Origin of the sequence: Deminuibacter soli, assembly GCF_003412455.1 — a bacterium.
GTDB lineage: Bacteria > Bacteroidota > Bacteroidia > Chitinophagales > Chitinophagaceae > Deminuibacter > Deminuibacter soli.
The window spans coordinates 130,650-151,870 of record NZ_QTJU01000004.1; the positions used below are offsets into that span (position 1 = coordinate 130,650).

A 21,221-nucleotide genomic window follows, 5' to 3' on the forward strand; every position below is an offset into this window, starting at 1 on the left:
GGATACTGTAAGTTACCGATAAAATTGCATTGCATATTGAATATGCGGCAAACTACTGTAAAATTACTAACGATGATATACCTGTAAAAGTTGGGTATCACCTTAAATAATACACATGCTTACACTACTTTGCAGTAAAGCATTGCAGGCCTGCGCAACAACCAATTGCCATGCGGGTTGTTACTACCATAAACGAACGCTCCATGAAAATTTCCTATCCTGTTTTATATACGCAGCTGCACCAGGTGCTGCTTTCACTGGGCTTTACCGAAGCAAAAGCTGCTTTATGTGCAGGCATATTTGCAGGCAACAGTCGTGACGGCGTTTACTCGCATGGATTAAACCGTTTTCCTGTTTTTGTACAGGCCGTAAAAGAAGGTATTGTGCACAAAGATGCTGAGCCGGTAACAACAGGCAGCAACGGTACAGTTGAATATTGGGACGGCCGGCTGGCGCCTGGTATGTATACTGCCACACTGGCCATGCAGCGTGCAACAGCGCTGGCCAAAAGCAATGGCATGGGCTGTGTATCGGTAAAAAATACCAATCACTGGATGCGTGGTGGCACCTATGGCTGGCAGGCTGCGGCAGCAGGCTGCATTGGTATCTGTGCTACCAACACCATTGCCAACATGCCACCCTGGGGAGGCACTTTGCCCAGGCTGGGCAATAACCCGCTGGTGATTGCCGTACCGCATGGCGATGCACCGGTGGTGCTGGATATGGCGATGTCGCAATATTCGTATGGCAAGTTGCAGGAATACAGTCTTACAGGCCGCGAACTGCCGGTGGCCGGTGGTTACAATGCAGCCGGGGAGTTAACCACCAACCCGCAGCAGATCATGGATACCAAAAGAACATTGCCGGCGGGTTTCTGGAAAGGTTCCGGTTTGTCGATGGTGCTCGATGTGCTGGTCACCGCACTCAGCGGCGGGCAGTCGGTAGCACAGATAACCGCCAACGGAACAGAGTACGGTTTGTCGCAGTTTTTTCTTTGCATAGATGCCCAAACCCTGCAGCAGCAAAGCATTGACGAAATTATTGCCTACACCAGAACAGCGGTGCCTGCCGGCGAAAACGGCGCTGTGTATTACCCGGGCGAGCAAACCCTGGCTACGCGCCTGCGCAATGAAAAAGACGGCATACCGGTAAATGAACACATCTGGCAAAGCGTGCTTGACATGACGGCATCGTTAGCCGGCACACGATAACAGCTTTGTGTTTAAACGACACAATTGTTAACCCTGCGGCATGGCCCGGCGCAGACTGGAGTTACGTACCACCAGTTCTGACTTTAGTAAAATGCTGTTGGTTACGGCAACCGAGGCATCGCCCGATAAATAATTGATCAGATGGCGGGCTGCCACCTCACCCATCTGGTAACCGGGATAATTAATGGCAGTGAGGTTGGGTTCTATCACCCTGCATACCGGGTCGTCGTTAAAGCCTGCCACGGCTATATCCTGCGGAACACGGATGCCTGCCTGCTTTAAAGCAATGATGCAACCTGCGGCACAGTTATCATTTGCGGCAAAAACACCATCCGGTCTTGCAGCGCGGCTAAGTATATCAGCTGCTGCGGCTGCACCTTCATCCTGGCTTAAATTGTTGATGATGACATTCGATTCGGAGAAGGACAAACCGTGATCTTCAAGCGCCTGTTTATAGCCCTTCAGCCGGTCTACATACACATTGCGTTTAGGTGTTGCGGTAATGTGCACAATATTGGTACAGCCCTGTTCAATTAAATGGCTGGTGGTTTTATAGGCTGCTCGCACATTATCGATCAGTACATTGGTGCTGTTGGATTGTTCCATTACACGGTCGAAGAAAACAACCGGGATTCCTTTCTTAAAAAAGGCATCGAAATGCTGCAGGTCTGCGGTATCAATGGCAAGTGAAACCAGCAACCCGTCTACGCGGTTATCGTACATGGTTTTGGCATTCGCCTTTTCTTTTTCAACAGATTCGGCGGACTGGCTGATGATAAGGTTATAGCCATCGGCACCTGCGGTTTGTTCGATACCTGCTATAACGGTGCTCATGAAATGACTGTTAATGCGGGGTATAATTACACCAATGGTATGCGTACGCTGGCTGCGGAGATTGCGGGCAAAATGGTTGGAGCGGTAGCCCAGCTGCTCGGCCATGTCGAAAATACGTTTCTTGGTTTTTTTGCTTACTACAGGGTCATCTTTCAATGCGCGGCTAACGGTGGCTATGGAAATGTTGAGCTGGTGCGCAATGTCGTAAATGGTGGATTCTTTTTGCATACAATCAATACAACAAGGTTGCGGCAGGTTGTGCAGGTTTTGTTTGGGTTGAATAATGTTATCAGTTGTAATATACATTTTTCTTTATATTACAGCAGCTTATTCATCACTGCATCTTGCCATAAAACGATTCAGCATGCAACATTTATTCCTGGTCGCTTTCCCGGCGATGCATCTGTGTAATTACATCAGATTTATTTATCCCACTCATACAAACTGACTGATTCATGAAAAACTTTCTGAAATCCTTTGCTGTATTGCTTTTGCTGCTGCAGGTATGCCTGCGTTCGGGCGCGCAAACGCCTGCTTACCTGAACACGGCACTGCCGGTAAATACTAGGGTGAACGATTTGATCAGCCGCCTTACCCTGCAGGAAAAAGTGAACCAGATGATGAACAATACACCGGCTATTGAACGCCTGCATATCCCGGAATACAACTGGTGGAGCGAGGCGCTGCATGGCATAGCACGCTCGGGCGTAGCCACGGTTTTTCCGCAGGCAATAGGTATGGCTGCTACATTTGACGACCGGTTGATACATGCAGCCGCAGATGCCATTGGTGATGAAGGAAGGGCCATGTACAATGCATCGGTAAAAAACAACAACCGCCTGCAATATGGCGGGCTTACTTTCTGGACACCCAATATCAACATCTTCCGCGATCCGCGCTGGGGCAGGGGACAGGAAACCTATGGTGAAGATCCCTACCTTACCACGCAGATGGGTGTTGCATTTGTAAAAGGCTTGCAGGGCAATAACCCGCATTACCTGAAAGTGGCTGCCTGCGCCAAACATTATGCGGTGCACAGCGGGCCTGAAAAACTGCGGCACAGTTTTAATGCACAGGCTTCGCCCAAGGATTTATGGGAAACTTATCTGCCGGCTTTTCATGCACTGGTAAACAACGGCGTGGAAGCAGTAATGTGTGCTTATAACCGTACCAATGACGAGGCCTGCTGCGGCAATACGTTCCTGTTACAGGATGTGTTGCGTAACCAGTGGGGGTTTAAGGGACATATTGTATCTGACTGCGGCGCGATTGATGATTTCTTCAATGGCCATAAACTGGTGGCCAACCGCACACAGGCGGCAGCACTGGCTTTGCAGCGCGGGGTAAACCTGAACTGCGGCGATACCTATGGCGCTTTGACCGACGCGGTGAAACAGGGACTGGTAACCGAGCAAATGATTGACAGTTCACTGGCCATGTTGCTGCGTACACGTTTTAAACTCGGCCTGTTTGATCCTGCGCAACAAAATCCTTACAACAATATTCCCGAATCTGTTATCAACAGCGCGGCGCACCGCAAGCTGGCGCGTACGGTAGCTACTGAATCGGTGGTGCTGCTGAAGAACAATGGTGTGCTGCCTTTGAAGAATAACCTGAAGCAATATTTTGTTACGGGGCCCAATGCATCGAACAGTGATGTACTGATGGGCAACTATTATGGTGTAAACGACCACATGGTTACCATACTGGAAGGTATTTCGGCACAGGTGCAGCCGGGATCACAGTTGCATTACAGGCAGGCGATACTGCTTGACAGGAATAATGTAAACCCGCTTGACTGGTCGAGCGGTGAAGCCAGGGAAGCCGACGCTACTGTAGTGGTAATGGGCATTTCGGGTTTGCTGGAAGGCGAAGAGGGCGAATCCATTGCCTCACCACATGCAGGTGACCGGCTGGATTATAATATCCCGGAGAACCAGCTGAACTACCTGCGTGCGTTGAAGAGGGATAATAAGAAGCCTGTGATTGCGGTGATCACCGGCGGCAGCCCCATGAACCTGTCTGAAGTACATGAACTGGCCGATGCGGTGCTGCTGGTATGGTACCCTGGTGAAGAAGGTGGCAACGCAGTGGCGGATATATTGTTTGGCAAGGTATCACCATCAGGCAGGCTGCCGATTACCTTCCCGCAGTCGTACGAACAGTTGCCTGCATATGAAGATTATTCCATGAAAGGCAGAACCTACCGGTATATGACGGCACAGCCCATGTACCCCTTTGGCTTTGGATTGAGCTATACATCGTTTACTTACAGCAACCTGCGTACAGCGGTAAAAAACAGCAATAGCAGCAAAACCGTAACCGCCAGCGTAACCGTAACCAACAAGGGTAAATACGCCAGTGATGAAGTGGTACAGCTGTACGTTACCCATCATGAAAAAGACGCTGCACTGTACGCACTGAAAGGCTTTCATCGCATTACGCTGAAGCCGGGTGAACAGCAGCAGGTGCAGTTTGCACTTACCCCCGATTTGCTGGGCCTGGTAAATGACAAAGGTGAAACCGTAATGCCTGCACAATCGTTTACCATCAGTATTGCAGGCAGTTTGCCTGGCAGCAGAAGCGAAACGCTGGGGGCTGCAACTGCTGTTTCGGCTGATGTAAAATTATAAATGATGAACTGAATGAAAGGCATTGCTGCTGTTGAAGCAGTGATGCCTTTTTTTATGCGGTTGTTGAACAGCAAAACTTTTGCCCGGCAACCCTGTTGTAAAAATGTAAACCAGTTTTATCATTTAAAATGTTGTTATGGCAAAAGCTGCAAAAAAAGGAACAGCGAAGAAAAACAGGCTGGGGGTAAAAAATTCGCTGGTGAACAATATTAACGCACGGAAGAAAAAAGGCGCGTCACGTTCAAAAAAAGCCGGCTCCATATCGGGCGATGCTTATGAAGCAATGGAAGATAACTGGGGTAAACCTGCGCCGAAAAAGACTGCAAAGAAGGCTGCAGTAAAAAAGAAGACCGCTAAAAAAGCTGCCCCCAAAAAGGCGGCGCGTAAAAAAGCCGCGGGCAAATAACCCCGCCGCGGTGTTGCCTGTGGTTTTATATTTTGGTAATGCCTTCTTTTAATGCGTACATCACTAGCCCAACGCGGGTTTTAATGCCCAGTTTTATAAACAGGGTGTCGCGGTAACCTTCTACTGTGCGGTGACTGCAATACATTTTTTCTGCAATTTCTTTGTACGTTAATTCTGTGGCCGCATATTCCAGGAACAGTATTTCCCTGTCGTTAAGCGCTGTTGCTTTTTCTTCAGGTGGGGAATCTCCTGCAAACATGCCCTGCAGCATTTTCCGTGCAATCCAGTCAGGGTAGTAAAAACCTTGTTGCACCAGCTCATCCAGGGCATGATGCAGATCATCGGGGCGGGTATTTTTAAGCAGGTAACCTTTGGCGCCGTTTCGCAGCATGCGGATGAGTGTTTTTTCATCATCGCGCATTGACAGGGCGAGTATTTTAATGTGCGGGTAGTGTTTTGTTAACCAGGCAGCGGTTTCAAACCCGTTCATTACGGGCATGTTGATATCGAGCAGCACAATATCGGGCCGGGGCTGTTTGGCGAATTGTTCGGTGAGCAACATGCCATTGGCTACCTGGTAAAGAACCCTGTAGTCGGGGAACTGGTTGATCACGGCTTTAATGGCTTCTGCAATCAGTAAATGATCGTCTGCTATAACTACACTGTATTGCATGTTTATCTGTTTAAAGTATGGGCAGGTATCTGCAACAGCATACGGGTGCCTTCACCGGGTATACTGCTGAGTGAAAAAGCTGCCTGTATCATTTCTGCACGTTTGCGCATATTCTCCAGGCCTATGCCATTGCCTTTTGCCGGAGTTAGTGTAAAACCACGTCCATTGTCTTCGGCCTTCACCTGCAGCCCATTGCTGTCGTGGTGCAGTGCTATGCTGATGTTGCTGCATGCTGCGTGTTTAAGGCTGTTCTGCAAAAACTCCTGTAAAATGCGGAGGGTAAAGCTTTTAATGGCATTGGAAGCATCAATATAATCTACATTGCTTTTCAGCGAAATGGCGCATGCGCCGCTGGCTTCAATTTTAGCGCATTCATTGCTGATGAGCCGGAACAGGTCTGTATCGAGGAAAGAAGCATCGGTGAGGTCTTTCGACAGCATTCTTAAATCGCTCAGCGATTCGTGCAAAATAGCGATGGTATTGTAAATGGTTTGCTGTATGCCCGGCGGTGCCTGCTGCAGCTGCTGCAGGTAAATGGTAGCCAGTGTTATTTTCTGCCCTACGTTGTCGTGAATTTCCTGGCCGATATGCTGCATGGTGAGCTGCTGCACTTCAAATTGTGTTTGCAACAGCTCGTGTGAAAAGCGTTCATTAATGTGTTCTATTTCTTTTGCATGTTCCAGTTTTCGCCTCCGGTAAATGATCATTACTGCCAGTATGGTAATCAGGAAGGCAACGAGAACGATCATGGTTGTACCGATAAGTAGAAATCCTTCTTTCGCGTCATCCATAAAAAAGCGATTGTATAAGTGCTATAGAGAATAATGTTCAGTACAGTTGATACATATACCAGCATCTGAACTGTTGTTTTATACCCTTTTACAAAGTACAGCCAGTTGCTCATGGTAAAATAGGGCAGGGTACCTACCAGGAACAGCAGGTAAGCGAACAGCATATAAAAAAAAGGATTACGCAGGAAATTGAAATCGGCAGGGTTTTGCAGCATGTCGTAAAACTTGAGTACAATACTGCAAACGATATAAATAGCACCCACGCAATATACCTTTGCATTAAACCTGTTATTGACACTTGCAAACAGGGTTAATGCGATGGCTGCTACGATAAAGGTGATAATAAAGAAGAGGATGTATTTCCTGTATCTTTTATTACCCAGTGAAAAATAAATAATAACCAGGTACAGCAGGTGCTGCAAGGGTACCTGTATGTTATACACGTTTACATTCACAGGGGAAGTATTGTTGGCAAAAAACTCTTCATAGGTTTCCACAATCGCCACAAGTCCCAGCAATAAAGGGAAAATGCGCAATGCAGGCGTTCGCCAAATGGTTTTCAGCGCTAGCAGTGAAGCGATAAATGCTGCAATTTCAAGATAAGTCAACATCCTCTCCATAAGGCCTTAGTTGGTATAATCAATATGTAATGAATCGGCCTTCTTCAGCAGTGCTGTGGTGGAATCCGGGCAGTTGGGCGGACACATTTTACCCTGGTTCTGGCTCATCAGGTTGGTAGATTGCATCATGAGCATGCCTTTCTGTGCATCTGCCGACTGCATGGTTTCTGTAATGTCTGGGATTTCAAATTTGTCTTTCAAACCCAGGTGCAGGCTTTTTTTCCTGTTGCTGCAATAGCGTGGGTCGAAGTCGATATCAAAGGCAGTTGATTTATTATTGTAGGTAGGCACCAGGAACAAAGTGTGCTGGCTTGCATAAGCCTTGTTCCACACTTTTGAGCTGGAATCGCCGTATACACCATAGTAAAAACGGATCCCCAGGTCGGATACCGGAATGTTGAGGTTAGTGGAATATTTTTCCATCAGGCAGATAAAGCGCTTCAGTGTATCGAGCGGAAACCAGCAGGCGCGGCCATCTTTAATATGGTGCTTTTTGGGGTAAGGTTGCGCATTGATAACTGATGCATGTGTGGTACCGTAGCGGGAAATAGATTCAAGTAAATCATTGGGAGAAAGTCCTGCCAGGTTGTCTTCCGTACAATCAATACAGGTTTTGTAAGGTTGGTCAGCTTTGGGATTGTGTTTTTTTTGAAAAGCCATGAATGCAATAACAAGCAGAGAGAGCACATTGGTCGTGATCAAGAGTTTTTTCATAAAGAGATTGGGTTTGAAAAAAATACAAAAATGGCGGTATATGCCATAATCGACAAAAGGTATTAACATTTTTTGGTTTTTTCAATAGGTGTTTTACACACATTCTGTTGGTTGTTTCACTGGTACAACACGCGTTTCAGCGGAAGAAACCGTGTAAACACCGGTCTTTACGGGGCTTTTGTTGCTTTGTCAGTAAGTGGTTGTTTTGTCAGTGACAAATAGCTTTGGCATTATTTCTGATTTTCACTGACACAGAAGATTCGATTCGTAACAGAAAAATTTTAAGAACCATGAAAAAGTTAATGAGATCCGCAGTACTGGCAGTAGTTGTTTTAGCAACAGCGTTAACCGCAAACGCACAAAAATCAGATCCCTGGCGTCTTGGCATTGGTGTTGACGGCGGACTGGGTTTAAAAACACCAACCCCGTTTGTATTGGGTGGTGATGTACGCTTGCAGAAAGGCATTGTACACGGCCTGTCTGGTATTTTCACAACCGGTTACACCCATTTCTTTGAAAAAGACAACCAGGCATCTGCAGGTTTTATCCCTGTTAAAGCCGGTTTGAAGTATTTCCCTGTGAGCAATTTTTATGTAAGTGCTGAAGCCGGTGCAGGCTTTGGTGTTGACAAAGGCCTGGGTACTTCGTTTGTATGGTCTCCTGCTATCGGTTACACATTTGCCAAACATTGGGATGTGAGCGTGAAGTATGAAGATTATACCAAATACACTGAAACAAAACAGCTGGCTTTGCGTATTGCTTATGGCTTTAGCTTATAGTGAACCACATTCACTGCATACAGATGCCACACCAGTTACGGTGTGGCATCTGTGTATACAGGCTATAGTGATTTTTACTACAGCTCTACATGAAACAGGGCGCGTATAGCCCATTTGTTTACGCCCGGGTGATCGAGGTAAGTAAACCTGCGGATAGCATCGAGCCGCAGTACCTTGAATATATTGGAAATGCCTGCGCCTGCCTCTACATATGGCGTGCTGCCCAGCGAATAGGTTTGTATTTTGCCATCGGTAAGCGGGAAATGATAAATGCTGTACGGCTCCTTGTTTTCGTTGCGCAAGCCGCCAAACAGTATTTTGGCATTCAGTGTTTCGCGCAGTTTCATTTTTTTCAGCAGCGGTATTTTGTTAAAGAAGAAACCTTTGAATGCATGATCCAGCGCCACGCTTACATAATGGTCACTGACAAATTCTAGATAGTTCATTTTATTAAATGCACTGCCGCTGTAGGCAAAACCCTGGTTGCCGGAGTGTATAATCAACAAGGGCCAGGGCAGCCTGCCGGTAAGGTAGCCGCCGCTCACCGTAACGTCTGAAACGCCCAGCGGGGCTACATAAAAGCGTTTGAAAATGCTCATGTTGATATTGCTGTACTGGTATTCCCCGCCCATTAACCCCTTAATGCCTTGTGTGAAATTCAGGGTAAGCACCGGGTAACGGTTGTTCACCGTAACACGGTCAATTTTTGTTTGGTAAAACTGCTCATGCGGCGCCCAACGCACCTGGAACGATACTTCGCCTGTAGTAAGAGAAGAAATGGTATCGTTGTGGGTGTAATTCTGTTTCACAAATGTGAGGGAGCCTCCGGGCTGCTGCTCGCGGTATTTTAAACCCATTGCCAGTGACAGGTGATCGCCCAGTTCATGTATATAGTCTGCCCTGAAAATATGGTTGTACAGATAGCGGTCGTTAATGCCCGACTTTATAGAAAGAAAAAGGTTTTCTTCCACATATTCATCACTCACACCGGGTATATTGGTATCGTTGCGGTAGCTGAAACGCAGCAGGTGTAAGGGATACGTGTAAGCCGATTTGTTGTTGAGCGCGTAGGATACCCTTCCGAAATATTTCAGCTCATGATCACGCGAACCATAGGCTGCATATCCGTCCAGGTAATAACGGGTGCTGAAATGTGTGTTGGTACGGCCGCCGATTCGTGGTTTATAACCTTCTACCGGGTTATAGCTGAGGAAGCTGGCAACAGGCCCCACTTCAACCGGTCCGAATGTTTTATAACCGGATGTAGCCAATGTAAAATAATCCAGCGCGCGGTAGTAAGATTTCAGGTGCCGTAAACTGTCAATGTTGCGGTAAGTGGCAGCTTCAGCAGTTGATAAACTATCGGGCCGGTGATTGTTCCAGTAATTTTTATCGGTGACAGATTGCATCGTGTCATAACCGGGAAGTGACCATCCTTTAAACAGGCTGTCATCCAGCGGTATGTCTGTAACAAAGTTGTTCATGCGAACCGTGCGTTCGCCATACATGCCCGAGCCGCCGGGGGTAAGGCCAAAATCGGCAATGGCATTGGAATAGTTTAAATGGTATTTGCCGACTGTGTCTTTTGCAAACTGCTGCGCAACCTGCAAATGTCTGATCACACCAAGATTGATGTGCCTGCCGGTTTGCATATTTATTTTCTGCACTGCATAGTTTCCATCCAGTGTAACATACATGGTGCCGCTGAACAACAAATCTGCATTGTTGCGCGGCATAAAGAAGAGCTGTACAAAACGCTGGTTATTGTCTACAATGGTATCGCGGATAAAATATTTGTAAACAGCAGGCCCTGCATCTGAAATAGGGCTTGTAAACTGGCGTGTGCAAAGCACGATGTGGTTGTCGTATATATTAATGTCCTCGTACAGCCTGTTAAAAATAGTGCTGAGCCCCCTGGTATCGATAAACTCGCCGTAATCCAGTTTTTTAATACCGGTGATGATGGTCTTAGTTTTTTCAGGATGCCTGCGGTAGTAATTGCTGGAGGCCACTTCTTCAATAAAAACGGGCGTGAGTTCTTTGCCCGGCACCTTGGTGGTGTCTTTGTTATCGAACACAAAGCGGTATTTCTTCAACAGTTTACTGCGTTCTACCCAGTGCGGAAATTTATCCAGGTACATGCACAGCTTTTCATACTTGTTAAAGCTGGCAGTAAGGTAGGCGCCTATATCATTCTGGTCTTTGTGTGCAATTACCTGGCGTATGAGTTCTACAGCCGGGTTGTTCTTGTTGGAATACCTGCCGGTGAAACGTGTGCTTACGGTAACATCTTCGAGCTGGCTAACACTGCGCGGCAAATCAATCACCGTATGCAGGTTGTAATTGCTGCGGGTGAACTTGATGGTAACTATTTTATAACCGGTTAGCAGAAAGCGCACAGTGGCAGGCAAAGCCACATCAAGCTGGTATTTGCCCGATGCATCGGTGCGTGTGCCGGTGCTGCCGATATACACGGTTACATTGGGCAAGGGTAAGTGACTAAGGGAATCACGTACCGCGCCTGCAAGTGTGATGGTTTGTTGTGCACGCGCTGTAAACGAAAGCAAAATAAAGAGCAGTACCGGCAACACAGGCCGGCTGAGGCAGGGGATGAGTATTGAACGTACAAAACATGTCATGTATGGTAGCAGGTTGCATTGGTGACGGGCAATACACAGAGGGAAGTAACTGCGTGTTACACTAGCTCAATTTACGTTTTTATGCGACGCTGCGGTTCAATTAGCTGCGAATAACGAAAGTTCATATAAAGATAAAATAGATGTAATCAGTAGGGATAGCTATATATGATTTAGCGTCAGGTTGTTAGTGTGTTCTGATTGTATCATAAGGGGGCCTTGCATTAATAAATCGCTGCAATGGGCCAAAGCATACGACCATTCCTCCTTAAAAAGTAAACAAAGTATGATATGGAAATTGCATTCCATTGACATTAATGTTTGCTGGCTAATAAATACAATCCAGTTAGCGGGCAAAATTTTCGTTTTTGCTAAGTAAACGGAGATAAGTCTCAAAAGGGCAGTATAGTGCCCTTTTTATTGTATTTGGATGTGCTTCACACATATTTTAATTAAAAAGTGCTTTTTGCTGCACTTTGCAATGAATTTTTAATCAAGGATGCTTAAATTTACCATGAAAAAGGTATTATAATGCACTCTAATGAAATATTCAACATCGTGAAAGCCAGAAGGGAATCTCTAAATGTGACGCAGGAGACGCTTGCTCAACTTTCCGGCGTAGCATTGAGAACCTTGAAACAATTTGAAAGCGGCAAGGGCAATCCTACCTTGCAAACACTTCAAAAGCTCGGTGACGCACTGGGCCTTGAAGTAACGGTTATCATTAAAAAAAGGGAAATTAACTCATGAGAGCAGCCAAGATTTTTTTCAAAGGGCAAGAAGCCGGCGTCTTAACACAGCATGATGACGGTACGTTCACATTCCAGTATAACGCATCGTGGGTAGAAGATAGCAGCAAGCCAGCGATCAGCCTTACATTGCCGAAGATCGCCTCACCATACCATTCTAGTAACCTATTCCCATTCTTCTACAACATGCTGCCAGAAGGGTCAAACAAACAAGTTGTTTGCAAGCTTAACCACTTGGATAAGACCGACTATTTCGGGTTATTGCTGACGATTGCTCAAACAGATACCATCGGCGCGGTTTCCGTGTCTAAAATCGATTAAACATGAGTTTACCAGATATTCAACATTGTCCCGGTACGCTGGCCGCTGGCTACCATACCTATAGTAGAACTGCACTTGTCAGGGTCTTCAAGGGCCGCAAAGTAAGTCATCTACTTCCCTATGATTCACCCGCCTCTAATGTGGCAATGGACGAACTCTTTGATGAAAATAGAAAACACATGTCCATCTCGGGTGTGCAAGAAAAATTCTCTGTTCTACTCGAGAAGAACAAACTTCGATTGATCAATGAGGGTGAAAAGGGAAGTTACATCTTGAAACCAATTCCGGCAGCCGGCCGGCGGCCGGACCAGATGCCTCCCAATGAACACCTTACCATGCAGATTGCGCGACAAGTATATCAAATTGAAACGGCAGAGAATGCGCTGATTTTCTTTAAGAATGGAGCCCCCGCGTACATAACTAAACGTTTTGATGTCGATGAGAATGATAGAAAACTCGCGCAAGAAGATTTCGCATCACTAGCCGGGCGTACGCCTCAAACACACGGAGAACATTATAAATATCTCGGCAACTATTTGCAGCTATTTCAACTCATGCAAAAATACGTCCCGGCTTATCCCGTAGAAGCGCCGAAATTACTGAAACTGCTCATGTTCAACTATCTCTTCTCAAATGGTGATGCACATTTCAAGAATTTTTCTCTCCTCGAAACGCCCATGGGAGATTACCGCCTAAGTCCGGCGTATGACTTGCTTAACAGCCAGATCCACATTAAGGACAAAGATTTCGCCTTAGATGATGGCTTACTCCCCAAAAATTTAGCTCAGGGGAAAATTATGCAGCAGTTTTCAGTATTAGCTGATCAGGCAGGCATTTCCCAGGCCTCCTTCGATGCAATCAGGCAACTTATGCTTTCCGAAACAGATAAAGTGCAGGAATTAACGTTGGCGTCCTATTTGGATGAAACCACCAAACGCAATTATTGGCAATCGTATCAAGGTCGATTGCGGCAACTAGAAAAAGACGTGAAAGACTAATCAACGATTGCAAACTCAATAATAGAAAGCTCCATTTACTTAAAAAGGAATGTTAGCCAACTTTAGCATAGAGACATTTGGTCTGCCTTAAATACAAAAGAGGTAACCACACCAAAATTGCCACCACCGCCGCGTATGGCCCAGAACAGGTCACTGTTGGTGGTGGGGGGTGGTGAGACCGTAACCGCGTGTTAAATGTCCCAGTCCGCCGCCAAGTGTAAGACCGCCAAGCAAGGCAGCAAGGCCATCCAAAGCAGTTGACGTTAACATGGTACGGAGTTTATGGCAGGTGTGATAAAGATGCAATCAGTAAAGAACAGGTGTAAAGTAAAACAATCCTGCAAGCATTAAAAGCATTCGCGGCAGTACGGTATACAGCAGTATTTTACAGAACAGTATTGTTGCATATATGTGTTATTTTGCGGGCATGAACACAGCAAATGAATTATTGGATCTGTTAAAACAGGTACAATCTATCAGTGATATTGGGTTGTTGTATGCCAAAGATCCGTACGATAAAGAACGTTATGAAGCATTAAAACAACTGGGGCAGCACATGCTGCAGTTGCTGAGCGGGCACGATGCTACTGCCTTGCAATTGCAGTATCCGCATGTGAAGGATTACCCCACGGCAAAAGTAGATGTAAGGGGGTTGCTGCTGGATGAGCAGGGGCGTTTGCTGCTGGTAAAAGAACAGGCAGACGGGCGCTGGTCTTTACCCGGTGGCTGGGCCGATGTAGGGCAAACACCTGCTGAAGTAGTGATCAAAGAATTTGTGGAGGAAACCGGGCTGGTGGTAACAGCCGAACGTTTGCTGGCGGTGTTTGACAAGCGCATGCACCCGCACCCGCCGCAGCCGTTTTATGTATACAAATTTGTGTTTTTATGTAAGGCAGCATCGCAGCAGCTGAACAAGGGTTTTGATGTGCTGGATGTGCAGTTTTTTGAACCGGACCAGTTGCCTGCGCTTTCTGAAGACCGGATACTGGCCAGCCAGATACAATTGTTGCTGCAGCGCGTGGAAGCCGGTGAAAGCGAAGCTTATTTTGATTAGTGGTATAAAAAAACTCAACAGGAAGCATGGTATATGCGCCTGTTGAGTTTATATAATACGTAATATGGCTGAAGTTTATTTAGTATCTCCTGTTGTTGTAGCCGCCACCGCCACCACCCTGGTAGCCACCACCACCGCCACCGCGGCGATTGTTGTTGTCCCTGCGCTGGAATCCACCGCTGTTGTTGTTGGGCTTGCGTTCTTCTGCTTCCTGCACACCCAGTCTTTTACCCCTTAAGCCTGCACCGTTCAGGGTATTGATGGCTTCTTTGGCTTCTGTTACATCGGGCATTTCCACAAAACCGAAGCCGCGGCTTCTTTTGGTTTCTTTATCAAGTACTACCCTTGCTGTTGTTACTTCGCCATACAGTTCAAACATTTCTTTCAGGTCGATATCGTCGATGTCGTTGGATAGCCCTGTTACAAAAAGATTCATGGTATTCTATTAAATAATTTATAATAAGCGAAGCGCTAAAGATCGGGTTTTATAACAGGCCAGTAACGCAATTCACTGATAAATTACAACAAAAGTCGCTAAAAATAGTTTTTAAAACCAAACGGCAGCAAATTTAATATGCCCTTGTGTTTTCAGGGATAAAAACAGTTGTTTGAATTAACTGGCTGCACAAATATATGATCATTTTATATATTAATTTTAATAATTATATAAATGCAGCGCTGAAGGCTTACCGGGTTAAAGCATTGTAGTTTTCGTGGAATTTGTACCTTGGTGATAATTTTAAAAGAAACATTATGTCATTACCTACCAACAATAAAGGAAAAGGCAAACCCGCGGCGAAAAGCCAGGGCGGTGCTATGAGTGGTGGTTCCAAGTTTATCAACAAGCCGGGCAAGGCTGCTGGTCCTGCCGGCGGCGGTGGCAAAAAAATGATTAAAACAGGTGGCAGCAGGGGCAGCTGATTGATTCCCGTGTTTTGTTACTCACCGAATAATGGCGGCCCGCAAGGCTGCCATTTCTTTTTTGCAAACAGCACAGCTTTGGTGCTGCGTTGATCCAGCCATTACCTTTGCCATTTAACCGGCAGTATGGAAGGTAACGAACAGGTCATTATACAAACAAAGAAATGGATAACCGAAGTGGTGGTGGGCTGTAATTTCTGCCCGTTTGCAGCAAGGGAGCTGCGGCTCGATACCATACGCTATGCGGTAGAACCGGCCACTGCCATGCAGGCCTGTGTACGTGCATTTGTGCGTGAATGTGAAAAACTGGATGCAGATGCTTCCATTGCTACCACGCTGGTGATCTTTCCGCAGGCATTTACTTCATTTAACCAGTTCCTGAAGCTGGTTCGGGAAGCAGAACGCATGCTGAAAATAAAAAGATATACCGGTATTTACCAGGTGGCTACTTTTCATCCTGATTACCGTTTTGCAGGCACAACTGCTGATGATGCCGCCAATTATACCAACCGCTCCATTTATCCCATGCTGCATATACTGCGCGAAAGCAGTGTGGAAAAGGCTTTGAAGCATTATGCCGAACCGGAGAAAATTCCTGAACGCAATATCCGTTATGCGCATGAAAAAGGACTTGCCTATATGCAGCAGCTGCGCAACGACTGTTTGTAAAATGGTAATGCCAGGTTAACAATGTGGTGTTACATTTAGTGTTCAATTCCCTGTTTATGTTTATCCGCCAACTGACTGTTTTATTGTTGTGCTGCATAGTGGCAGCTGCACAGGCCCAGCGTGTAAAAAAAGTAGTGTTTGTAATTGCCGATGGCATTCCGGCCGATGTACTGGAAACCGTACCAACCCCGCATATTGACAGCATTGCAGCCTCTGGCGCTTACCTGCGTGCGCATGTGGGCGGTGATAAGGGTACTTACAGTGAAACACCAACCATCTCAGCTGTGGGCTACAACAGCCTGCTCACAGGTACCTGGGTAAACAAACACAATGTGTGGGACAATGATATTAAAGCGCCCGATTATAACTATCCTACTATTTTTAAATTGCTGAAAGCAGCCAGTCCGGCCAAAAAAATTGCCGTATTCAGCAGCTGGCAGGAGAACCGCACCAAACTGGTGGGAGATGGTTTGCCGCAAACAGGCAACCTGAAAGTGGATATTGCAGCAGACGGTTACGAACTGGATACCGTACAGTTCCCGCACGATAAACAGCGTGATTTTATGCACCGCATTGATGAGCGTGTAGTAACAGAAGCCGTGAACAGCCTGCGTACCACGGCGCCTGATTTGTCATGGGTGTACCTGGAATATACCGATGATATGGGCCATATGTATGGCGATGCGCCACAGTTTTATACGGCTGTTGAAATGATGGACAAACAAATTGGCAGATTGTGGAATGCTATTCAATACCGCAGCCGGCATTTTAATGAAGACTGGCTGCTGGTGGTAACAACTGATCATGGCCGTGCTGAAGCCAATGGCAAGGGACATGGCGGTCAATCGCCCAGGCAGCGTAACACCTGGATATTGCTGAACAAACCAGACATCAACAGCTACGCAAAACTGGCGCAGCCGGGTATTGTAGACATCTTCCCCACCATCGCACGTTTTATGCAGGTACCCATTCCGCAGGCAGTGTTGCGCGAAGTGGATGGAATACCGCTTGCAGGCAAGGTATCGGTTGCCAATATGAACGTAAATGTGTTCCAGCATAAACTGGACATCAGCTGGACTGCATTGGATGCCACACCAGGTGACAAGCTGAAAGTATGGATCAGTACAACCAACCAGGTACAAACCGGTGGTACAGATAACTACACCTTGCTGGGTGAAGTGCCGGTGCTGCAAAAGCATGCTACTTTCCCATTAAATAACGATCCCGACCCGGTATATAAAATAGTACTCGAAGCCCCGCACAATACCATCAACCAATGGTGGGCGCCGAAAGAGGGAAGTAAATAATACACAAACGGGTATGCTACAACCAACAGGTGTGCAGGCAAGCGTGCCTGAACCAACCAGTTGGCAAATGATGCCGGTTGAGTAAGCCCATCATGAAAAAAGAAAGCCCGCCGGTTTGCACCGGCGGGCTTTTATCATCTGTAATGATTATTACATTTTGGCATTCAGGTTAAGCGTAAGATCAACGTCTTTGCTGATCAGCCAATCCTGTGCATTGTTTGGTCCTTTATAGTTAAGGCCCCAGGTAGTTCTGTCAACGGTGAATTTAGCTTCAGCGGTGATGGCTTTACCGGTAATGGTGATTTTAGCAGGGAAAGTCAGGTTTACTGTGCTGTCTTTCAAAGTCAGGTTACCGCTCAGCAGGTGTGTAGCACCGGGTAACAGGCTTTTAGCTTGTGTGCTGTCGTAAGGAGCCACTTTAGTGATTTCGAATTTAGCGGTAGGGTATTTAGCTACATCGAAAAAGTCAGGGCTTTTCAGGTGGCCTTCCAGCTGTCCTTTTTTGGTCGTATCGGTAATATCAAGGTCTTTCAGAGTAGCCATAGCGATAGTGATGCTGCCGCCGGTAACTTTATCGCCGTCAACTGCGATAGTACCGCCCTGTACTTTAATAAGACCGTCGTGTGGTTCAACACCACCTTTGTGTGTTGCGCGGAAACCTACTGTTGATGCAGTATCTACTGTGAAAGATGCGCCCGTTGCAGCAGCAGCTTCCTGTTTTTCGGCTGTGGCAGCCTTATCGGTATTGCTACCGCAAGATGCCAGTACGATGATCGCTGAAACAGCGAGTAATGTTCTTTTCATATTTGTCTACTTGTTTTGAAGACAAAGTAAAAGAAAAAACACCGTTCGCAGTGCTGTCAAAGCTTACTGAAAGTTGCGTAAATAAAAAACGAATGCAGCTGAACAATACGTAAAATGCAGTGCGGCAAAGGGTTTTGATGGGTGGTAGTGCATTAAAACATACCCGGTATCCTTGGAGATACCATCTCCATTTTGCCATTACAAAAGTTGTATATATACCCTTTAAGCAAAATACTTTTTATGGTACGCTTAATTCCGGGCCTGTTGGCACTGACAGCAGGTTTCGCCGTTCCCTGCCGTGTGGCTTCCGTTTACGCAAAAATACTTCGTTCAGGTGACATTGCCTTACTATTGCCGGGTTTTATTACCAGCTGCTTGTACAAATAGGCACAGGCGAAACAGGCGTTCAGGTATTGTTTGGTTGCGTACTGATCGCCCAATCGCAGCATGCAAAGGTGATCATTATGGGAAACCAGCCTCCCCGGTTAATCTAGACGCCAAATCGCAGTAAAAAAGGCTGATACTGGGGTATATTTTACCGGGCCCCCGGCAACAGAACAGGCCGGCGGCTACAGGCTTGCTACCTTCAGGCAGGGGTGTTTGATGTTTAACGTTTAAGGTTGAACGTTTACGAAGAGCAACCTGCCGTGAGCATTAAGAGCAAGCGTTTAAGGATCAAAATGTTTTGTAAATTAGTAGCAGGGTAGCGGGGAGTAAAACCCGGCTGCCGCTTATGGCAACTGTTGCGCTTGCTAACGGTATGTATTTTATAAGAAACGTATGAAGCAGGCTGTTCTACAGAAAATATTTTTCAGCAGACTGTTGTGTGTATTGTTTTTTCTACTTGCTGCTGCCGGGGCCGAGGCCAAGATGCATACAGTGGTAAAATATACGGTACAACAACTGTACAGCATGATGGCGGCCAGCCGGCCCGATACCAATCGCGTAAACGTATTGGTAGAGATGGGCCTGTATTACCTCTATAAATCCGGCGATGATAAGGTAGATATGGACAGCAGTGAATACTGCTTTAACCGCGCCATTACACTGGCCGATTCGCTGCATGCCACCATATGGCGGCGCGAAGCACAGCTATCGCTGGGGCTGCATTATTTCTACAGCAACCGCAAGCAGGAAGGGTTTGATTTAATCAACAGCGTTATACAATCGTATTACCGGGAAGCTAACTGGATCAGGGAAGGCGAGGCCCTGCGTTACCTGCTTAAGTTTTACGACAACCTCGATCAGCGTATACGTATTCTGCGGCGCATGCAGGAGCTGGCGCAGATTACCGGCAACCGTGTAGAAGAAATTGACGTGCAGCAGCAGGTAGCAGAAATGCACATGCTGCAGGGTAAGCTGGAGCAGGCGCAAAGCGAACTGGCACAACTGCTGCCGCAATACAAAGATGTAGGCTACCGCAAGGTATGGTGGGCATACGATCACCTGTCTATTATCGCACTCAGACTGGGTAACCTGAATAAACAACTGGAATATGCGTATGCCGGTTTGCAGTACCTGCGCGCCAGCGGTGATACTTCTTTTATTTACCTGTTTTACCATCGCCTGGGTGTTGCCTGTGAATACATGGGCAAAACAGAAGAAAGCATTGTGTATTACAGGAAGGCGCTCGATGCCTGTCCTTACGGGCCCCGCTTTGATATTATGCGCATGCTCAGCAAACAGCTGTGCAAGGCGGGCCGGCCCAAAGAAGCGCTGGCAGTATACAAGCAAACCATTCACCGTACCAAACATGTGGCGAAAGACGAGCACATGGATATTTGCCTCACTGCAGGCGACATCTATTTTGCATTAAAGGAATATGAGCTGGCCGAAAAGAATTACCTGCAGGGTATAGACCTGGGCCTGGAGGCTAAAGTATCGATGCCCATTATATCGGAAGCCTGGTTTTTACTGGGTAAGTTTTATACTGACAGGGGCCAGTATGATAAAGCATCCGGGTACCTGCACAAAGCTTTGAACATACCCTTCGGTATGGTAGAAGTGTTTAGCCAGAAAGAAATACACCTCGCCCTGTTCAGGGTAGATTCTGCACAGGGTAATTACGCATCGGCCATTAAAGAATACCAGCTCTATAAAACACTGAACGATTCCATCTTCAATGTGGCCAAAAGCCAGCAGATGGAAGAGCTGGAAATAAGGTATGAAACCCGGCGTAAAGAAAACGATATACATATGCTGCGCCAGCAAAGCGTATTGCAGGGAAAAGAGCTGCAGCAAACCGCCGCCATGCGCAATATTACACTGGGTGGTATAGCGTTGCTGCTGATCATTTGCGGACTGCTGTTTAACCGCTACCGTTTAAAACAACGCAGCAATAAAGCATTGCAGGTAAAGCAGCAGGCGCTGGAGGCCAAACAGAAAGAAGTGAATGAGAAAAATGAATCGCTGCTAAACCTGGTGTATGAAAAGGAATGGCTGTTAAAAGAAGTGCATCACAGGGTAAAAAACAACCTGCAGATTGCCATTAGCCTGCTGAGCGCACAGCAGGAATACCTGGATAATGAAGATGCACTGGCAGCCATTTGCAACAGTCAGCACCGCATGCAGGCCATGTCGCTGATTCACCAGAAATTATACCTGTCTGAAAATATTTCGCTGATACAAATGCAGGGTTATATCACAGAACTGGTCGATTACCTGCACGAGCAGTTCGACTATGTTCGCAATATTCGTTTTGTGCAGGATGTAACGCCTGTAGAGCTGGATGTTTCGCAGGCCGTGCCGGTTGGGTTAATTTTAAATGAAGCTATTACCAACGCAATAAAATATGCCTGTGTACCCGGCAGGCAAACCGTAGTGAATATTTCGCTGAAGCCGGATGGAGACTACCTGCTGCTGGAGATTGCAGACAACGGACGCGGCTTGCCACCTGATTTTGATGCGTCGCAATCCAATTCATTGGGCTTAAGTCTTATTCAGGCACTCTCCGAGCAACTGGACGGCGTATTGCAGATAACCGGCACCAGCGGTGTTACCATTAGTGTGCGCTTTGCAGCAGAACATACTTTTGAAAGGCACTGATACAGGCCGGTGTATATTTAATTCCTGTTAGTAACAATACCGTGCAGCTTGGCGGG

The 21,221-nt window shown here is 46.6% G+C and carries 20 protein-coding genes; 12 read left to right on the forward strand and 8 right to left on the reverse strand.

Translation table 11 applies throughout. The annotated features are described in order from the left end of the window. Positions 1-203 precede the first annotated feature (203 nt). On the forward strand, positions 204-1,211 hold the full coding sequence (yiaK, locus tag DXN05_RS12965; RefSeq protein ID WP_116847964.1) for a 3-dehydro-L-gulonate 2-dehydrogenase: 1,008 nt from the start codon (positions 204-206) through the stop codon (positions 1,209-1,211). Between the two features lie 27 nt (positions 1,212-1,238). Here the strand turns inward: yiaK and DXN05_RS12970 are convergent, their stop codons facing one another. Next, positions 1,239-2,351 (reverse strand): LacI family DNA-binding transcriptional regulator, encoded by a 1,113-nt coding sequence (locus DXN05_RS12970; RefSeq protein WP_245975202.1) that lies wholly within the window; start codon positions 2,349-2,351, stop codon positions 1,239-1,241. A 149-nt stretch (positions 2,352-2,500) separates the two neighbouring features. On the opposite strand from DXN05_RS12970, the gene DXN05_RS12975 reads away from it, so the two are divergent. Both DXN05_RS12975 and DXN05_RS24935 read left to right on the forward strand, forming a co-directional pair. Then, complete coding sequence (locus DXN05_RS12975) at positions 2,501-4,678, forward strand: glycoside hydrolase family 3 C-terminal domain-containing protein (RefSeq protein WP_116847701.1); 2,178 nt, start codon at positions 2,501-2,503, stop codon at positions 4,676-4,678. 136 nt (positions 4,679-4,814) lie between these two features. Continuing rightward, positions 4,815-5,084 (forward strand): hypothetical protein, encoded by a 270-nt coding sequence (locus DXN05_RS24935; protein ID WP_211330041.1) that lies wholly within the window; start codon positions 4,815-4,817, stop codon positions 5,082-5,084. A 25-nt stretch (positions 5,085-5,109) separates the two neighbouring features. Here DXN05_RS24935 and DXN05_RS12985 read toward each other — a convergent pair whose 3' ends face one another. The 4 genes from DXN05_RS12985 to DXN05_RS13000 are packed head-to-tail and all read right to left on the reverse strand — an operon-like array spanning position 5,110 to position 7,882. Further along, positions 5,110-5,757, reverse strand: a complete 648-nt coding sequence (locus DXN05_RS12985) for a response regulator transcription factor (protein ID WP_116847702.1) — start codon at positions 5,755-5,757, stop codon at positions 5,110-5,112. Between the two features lie 2 nt (positions 5,758-5,759). Continuing rightward, complete coding sequence (locus DXN05_RS12990; protein ID WP_116847703.1) at positions 5,760-6,548, reverse strand: sensor histidine kinase; 789 nt, start codon at positions 6,546-6,548, stop codon at positions 5,760-5,762. Next, positions 6,503-7,168: a hypothetical protein gene (locus tag DXN05_RS12995; RefSeq protein ID WP_147313910.1), complete on the reverse strand. Its 666-nt coding sequence runs from the start codon at positions 7,166-7,168 to the stop codon at positions 6,503-6,505. Before DXN05_RS12995 ends, DXN05_RS12990 begins: the two co-directional genes overlap by 46 nt. A gap of 6 nt (positions 7,169-7,174) precedes the next feature. Further along, on the reverse strand, positions 7,175-7,882 hold the full coding sequence (locus tag DXN05_RS13000) for a hypothetical protein (protein ID WP_147313911.1): 708 nt from the start codon (positions 7,880-7,882) through the stop codon (positions 7,175-7,177). A gap of 290 nt (positions 7,883-8,172) precedes the next feature. Between DXN05_RS13000 and DXN05_RS13005 the strand changes: the two genes are divergently transcribed. Further along, positions 8,173-8,661, forward strand: a complete 489-nt coding sequence (locus DXN05_RS13005; protein WP_116847706.1) for a hypothetical protein — start codon at positions 8,173-8,175, stop codon at positions 8,659-8,661. A 77-nt stretch (positions 8,662-8,738) separates the two neighbouring features. Here DXN05_RS13005 and DXN05_RS13010 read toward each other — a convergent pair whose 3' ends face one another. Continuing rightward, on the reverse strand, positions 8,739-11,300 hold the full coding sequence (locus tag DXN05_RS13010) for a DUF5686 family protein (protein ID WP_116847707.1): 2,562 nt from the start codon (positions 11,298-11,300) through the stop codon (positions 8,739-8,741). Positions 11,301-11,828: 528 nt separating this feature from the next. Here DXN05_RS13010 and DXN05_RS13015 point away from each other — a divergent pair. From DXN05_RS13015 to DXN05_RS13035, 4 genes are all read left to right on the forward strand, one after another. Continuing rightward, positions 11,829-12,047 (forward strand): helix-turn-helix domain-containing protein, encoded by a 219-nt coding sequence (locus DXN05_RS13015; RefSeq protein WP_116847708.1) that lies wholly within the window; start codon positions 11,829-11,831, stop codon positions 12,045-12,047. Next, positions 12,044-12,367: a HipA N-terminal domain-containing protein gene (locus tag DXN05_RS13020; RefSeq protein ID WP_116847709.1), complete on the forward strand. Its 324-nt coding sequence runs from the start codon at positions 12,044-12,046 to the stop codon at positions 12,365-12,367. Before DXN05_RS13015 ends, DXN05_RS13020 begins: the two co-directional genes overlap by 4 nt. A 2-nt stretch (positions 12,368-12,369) precedes the next feature. Further along, entirely contained in the window at positions 12,370-13,365 is a 996-nt protein-coding gene (locus DXN05_RS13025; RefSeq protein ID WP_116847710.1) for a type II toxin-antitoxin system HipA family toxin, read from the forward strand. A gap of 427 nt (positions 13,366-13,792) precedes the next feature. Further along, the gene (locus DXN05_RS13035) at positions 13,793-14,419 is read left to right on the forward strand and encodes an NUDIX hydrolase (RefSeq protein ID WP_116847966.1); all 627 of its coding nucleotides are present in this window, start codon (positions 13,793-13,795) and stop codon (positions 14,417-14,419) included. Positions 14,420-14,498: 79 nt separating this feature from the next. On the opposite strand, the gene DXN05_RS13040 is transcribed toward DXN05_RS13035, so the two are convergent. Next, positions 14,499-14,855, reverse strand: coding sequence for an RNA recognition motif domain-containing protein (locus tag DXN05_RS13040; RefSeq protein ID WP_116847711.1), 357 nt, complete (start codon positions 14,853-14,855; stop codon positions 14,499-14,501). Between the two features lie 317 nt (positions 14,856-15,172). Here DXN05_RS13040 and DXN05_RS24685 point away from each other — a divergent pair, with 317 nt between their 5' ends. From DXN05_RS24685 to DXN05_RS13050, 3 genes are all read left to right on the forward strand, one after another. Continuing rightward, entirely contained in the window at positions 15,173-15,340 is a 168-nt protein-coding gene (locus DXN05_RS24685) for a hypothetical protein (protein ID WP_158559236.1), read from the forward strand. A gap of 126 nt (positions 15,341-15,466) precedes the next feature. Next, a complete protein-coding gene (locus DXN05_RS13045; protein ID WP_116847712.1) occupies positions 15,467-16,009 on the forward strand; it encodes a DUF1415 domain-containing protein in 543 nt (180 codons plus the stop codon). A gap of 56 nt (positions 16,010-16,065) precedes the next feature. Next, on the forward strand, positions 16,066-17,316 hold the full coding sequence (locus DXN05_RS13050) for an alkaline phosphatase family protein (RefSeq protein ID WP_116847713.1): 1,251 nt from the start codon (positions 16,066-16,068) through the stop codon (positions 17,314-17,316). 150 nt (positions 17,317-17,466) lie between these two features. Here DXN05_RS13050 and DXN05_RS13055 read toward each other — a convergent pair whose 3' ends face one another. Then, on the reverse strand, positions 17,467-18,120 hold the full coding sequence (locus DXN05_RS13055; RefSeq protein WP_116847714.1) for a YceI family protein: 654 nt from the start codon (positions 18,118-18,120) through the stop codon (positions 17,467-17,469). Between the two features lie 780 nt (positions 18,121-18,900). Between DXN05_RS13055 and DXN05_RS13065 the strand changes: the two genes are divergently transcribed. Further along, positions 18,901-21,165: a tetratricopeptide repeat-containing sensor histidine kinase gene (locus DXN05_RS13065; RefSeq protein ID WP_116847716.1), complete on the forward strand. Its 2,265-nt coding sequence runs from the start codon at positions 18,901-18,903 to the stop codon at positions 21,163-21,165. Positions 21,166-21,221: the final 56 nt, after the last annotated feature.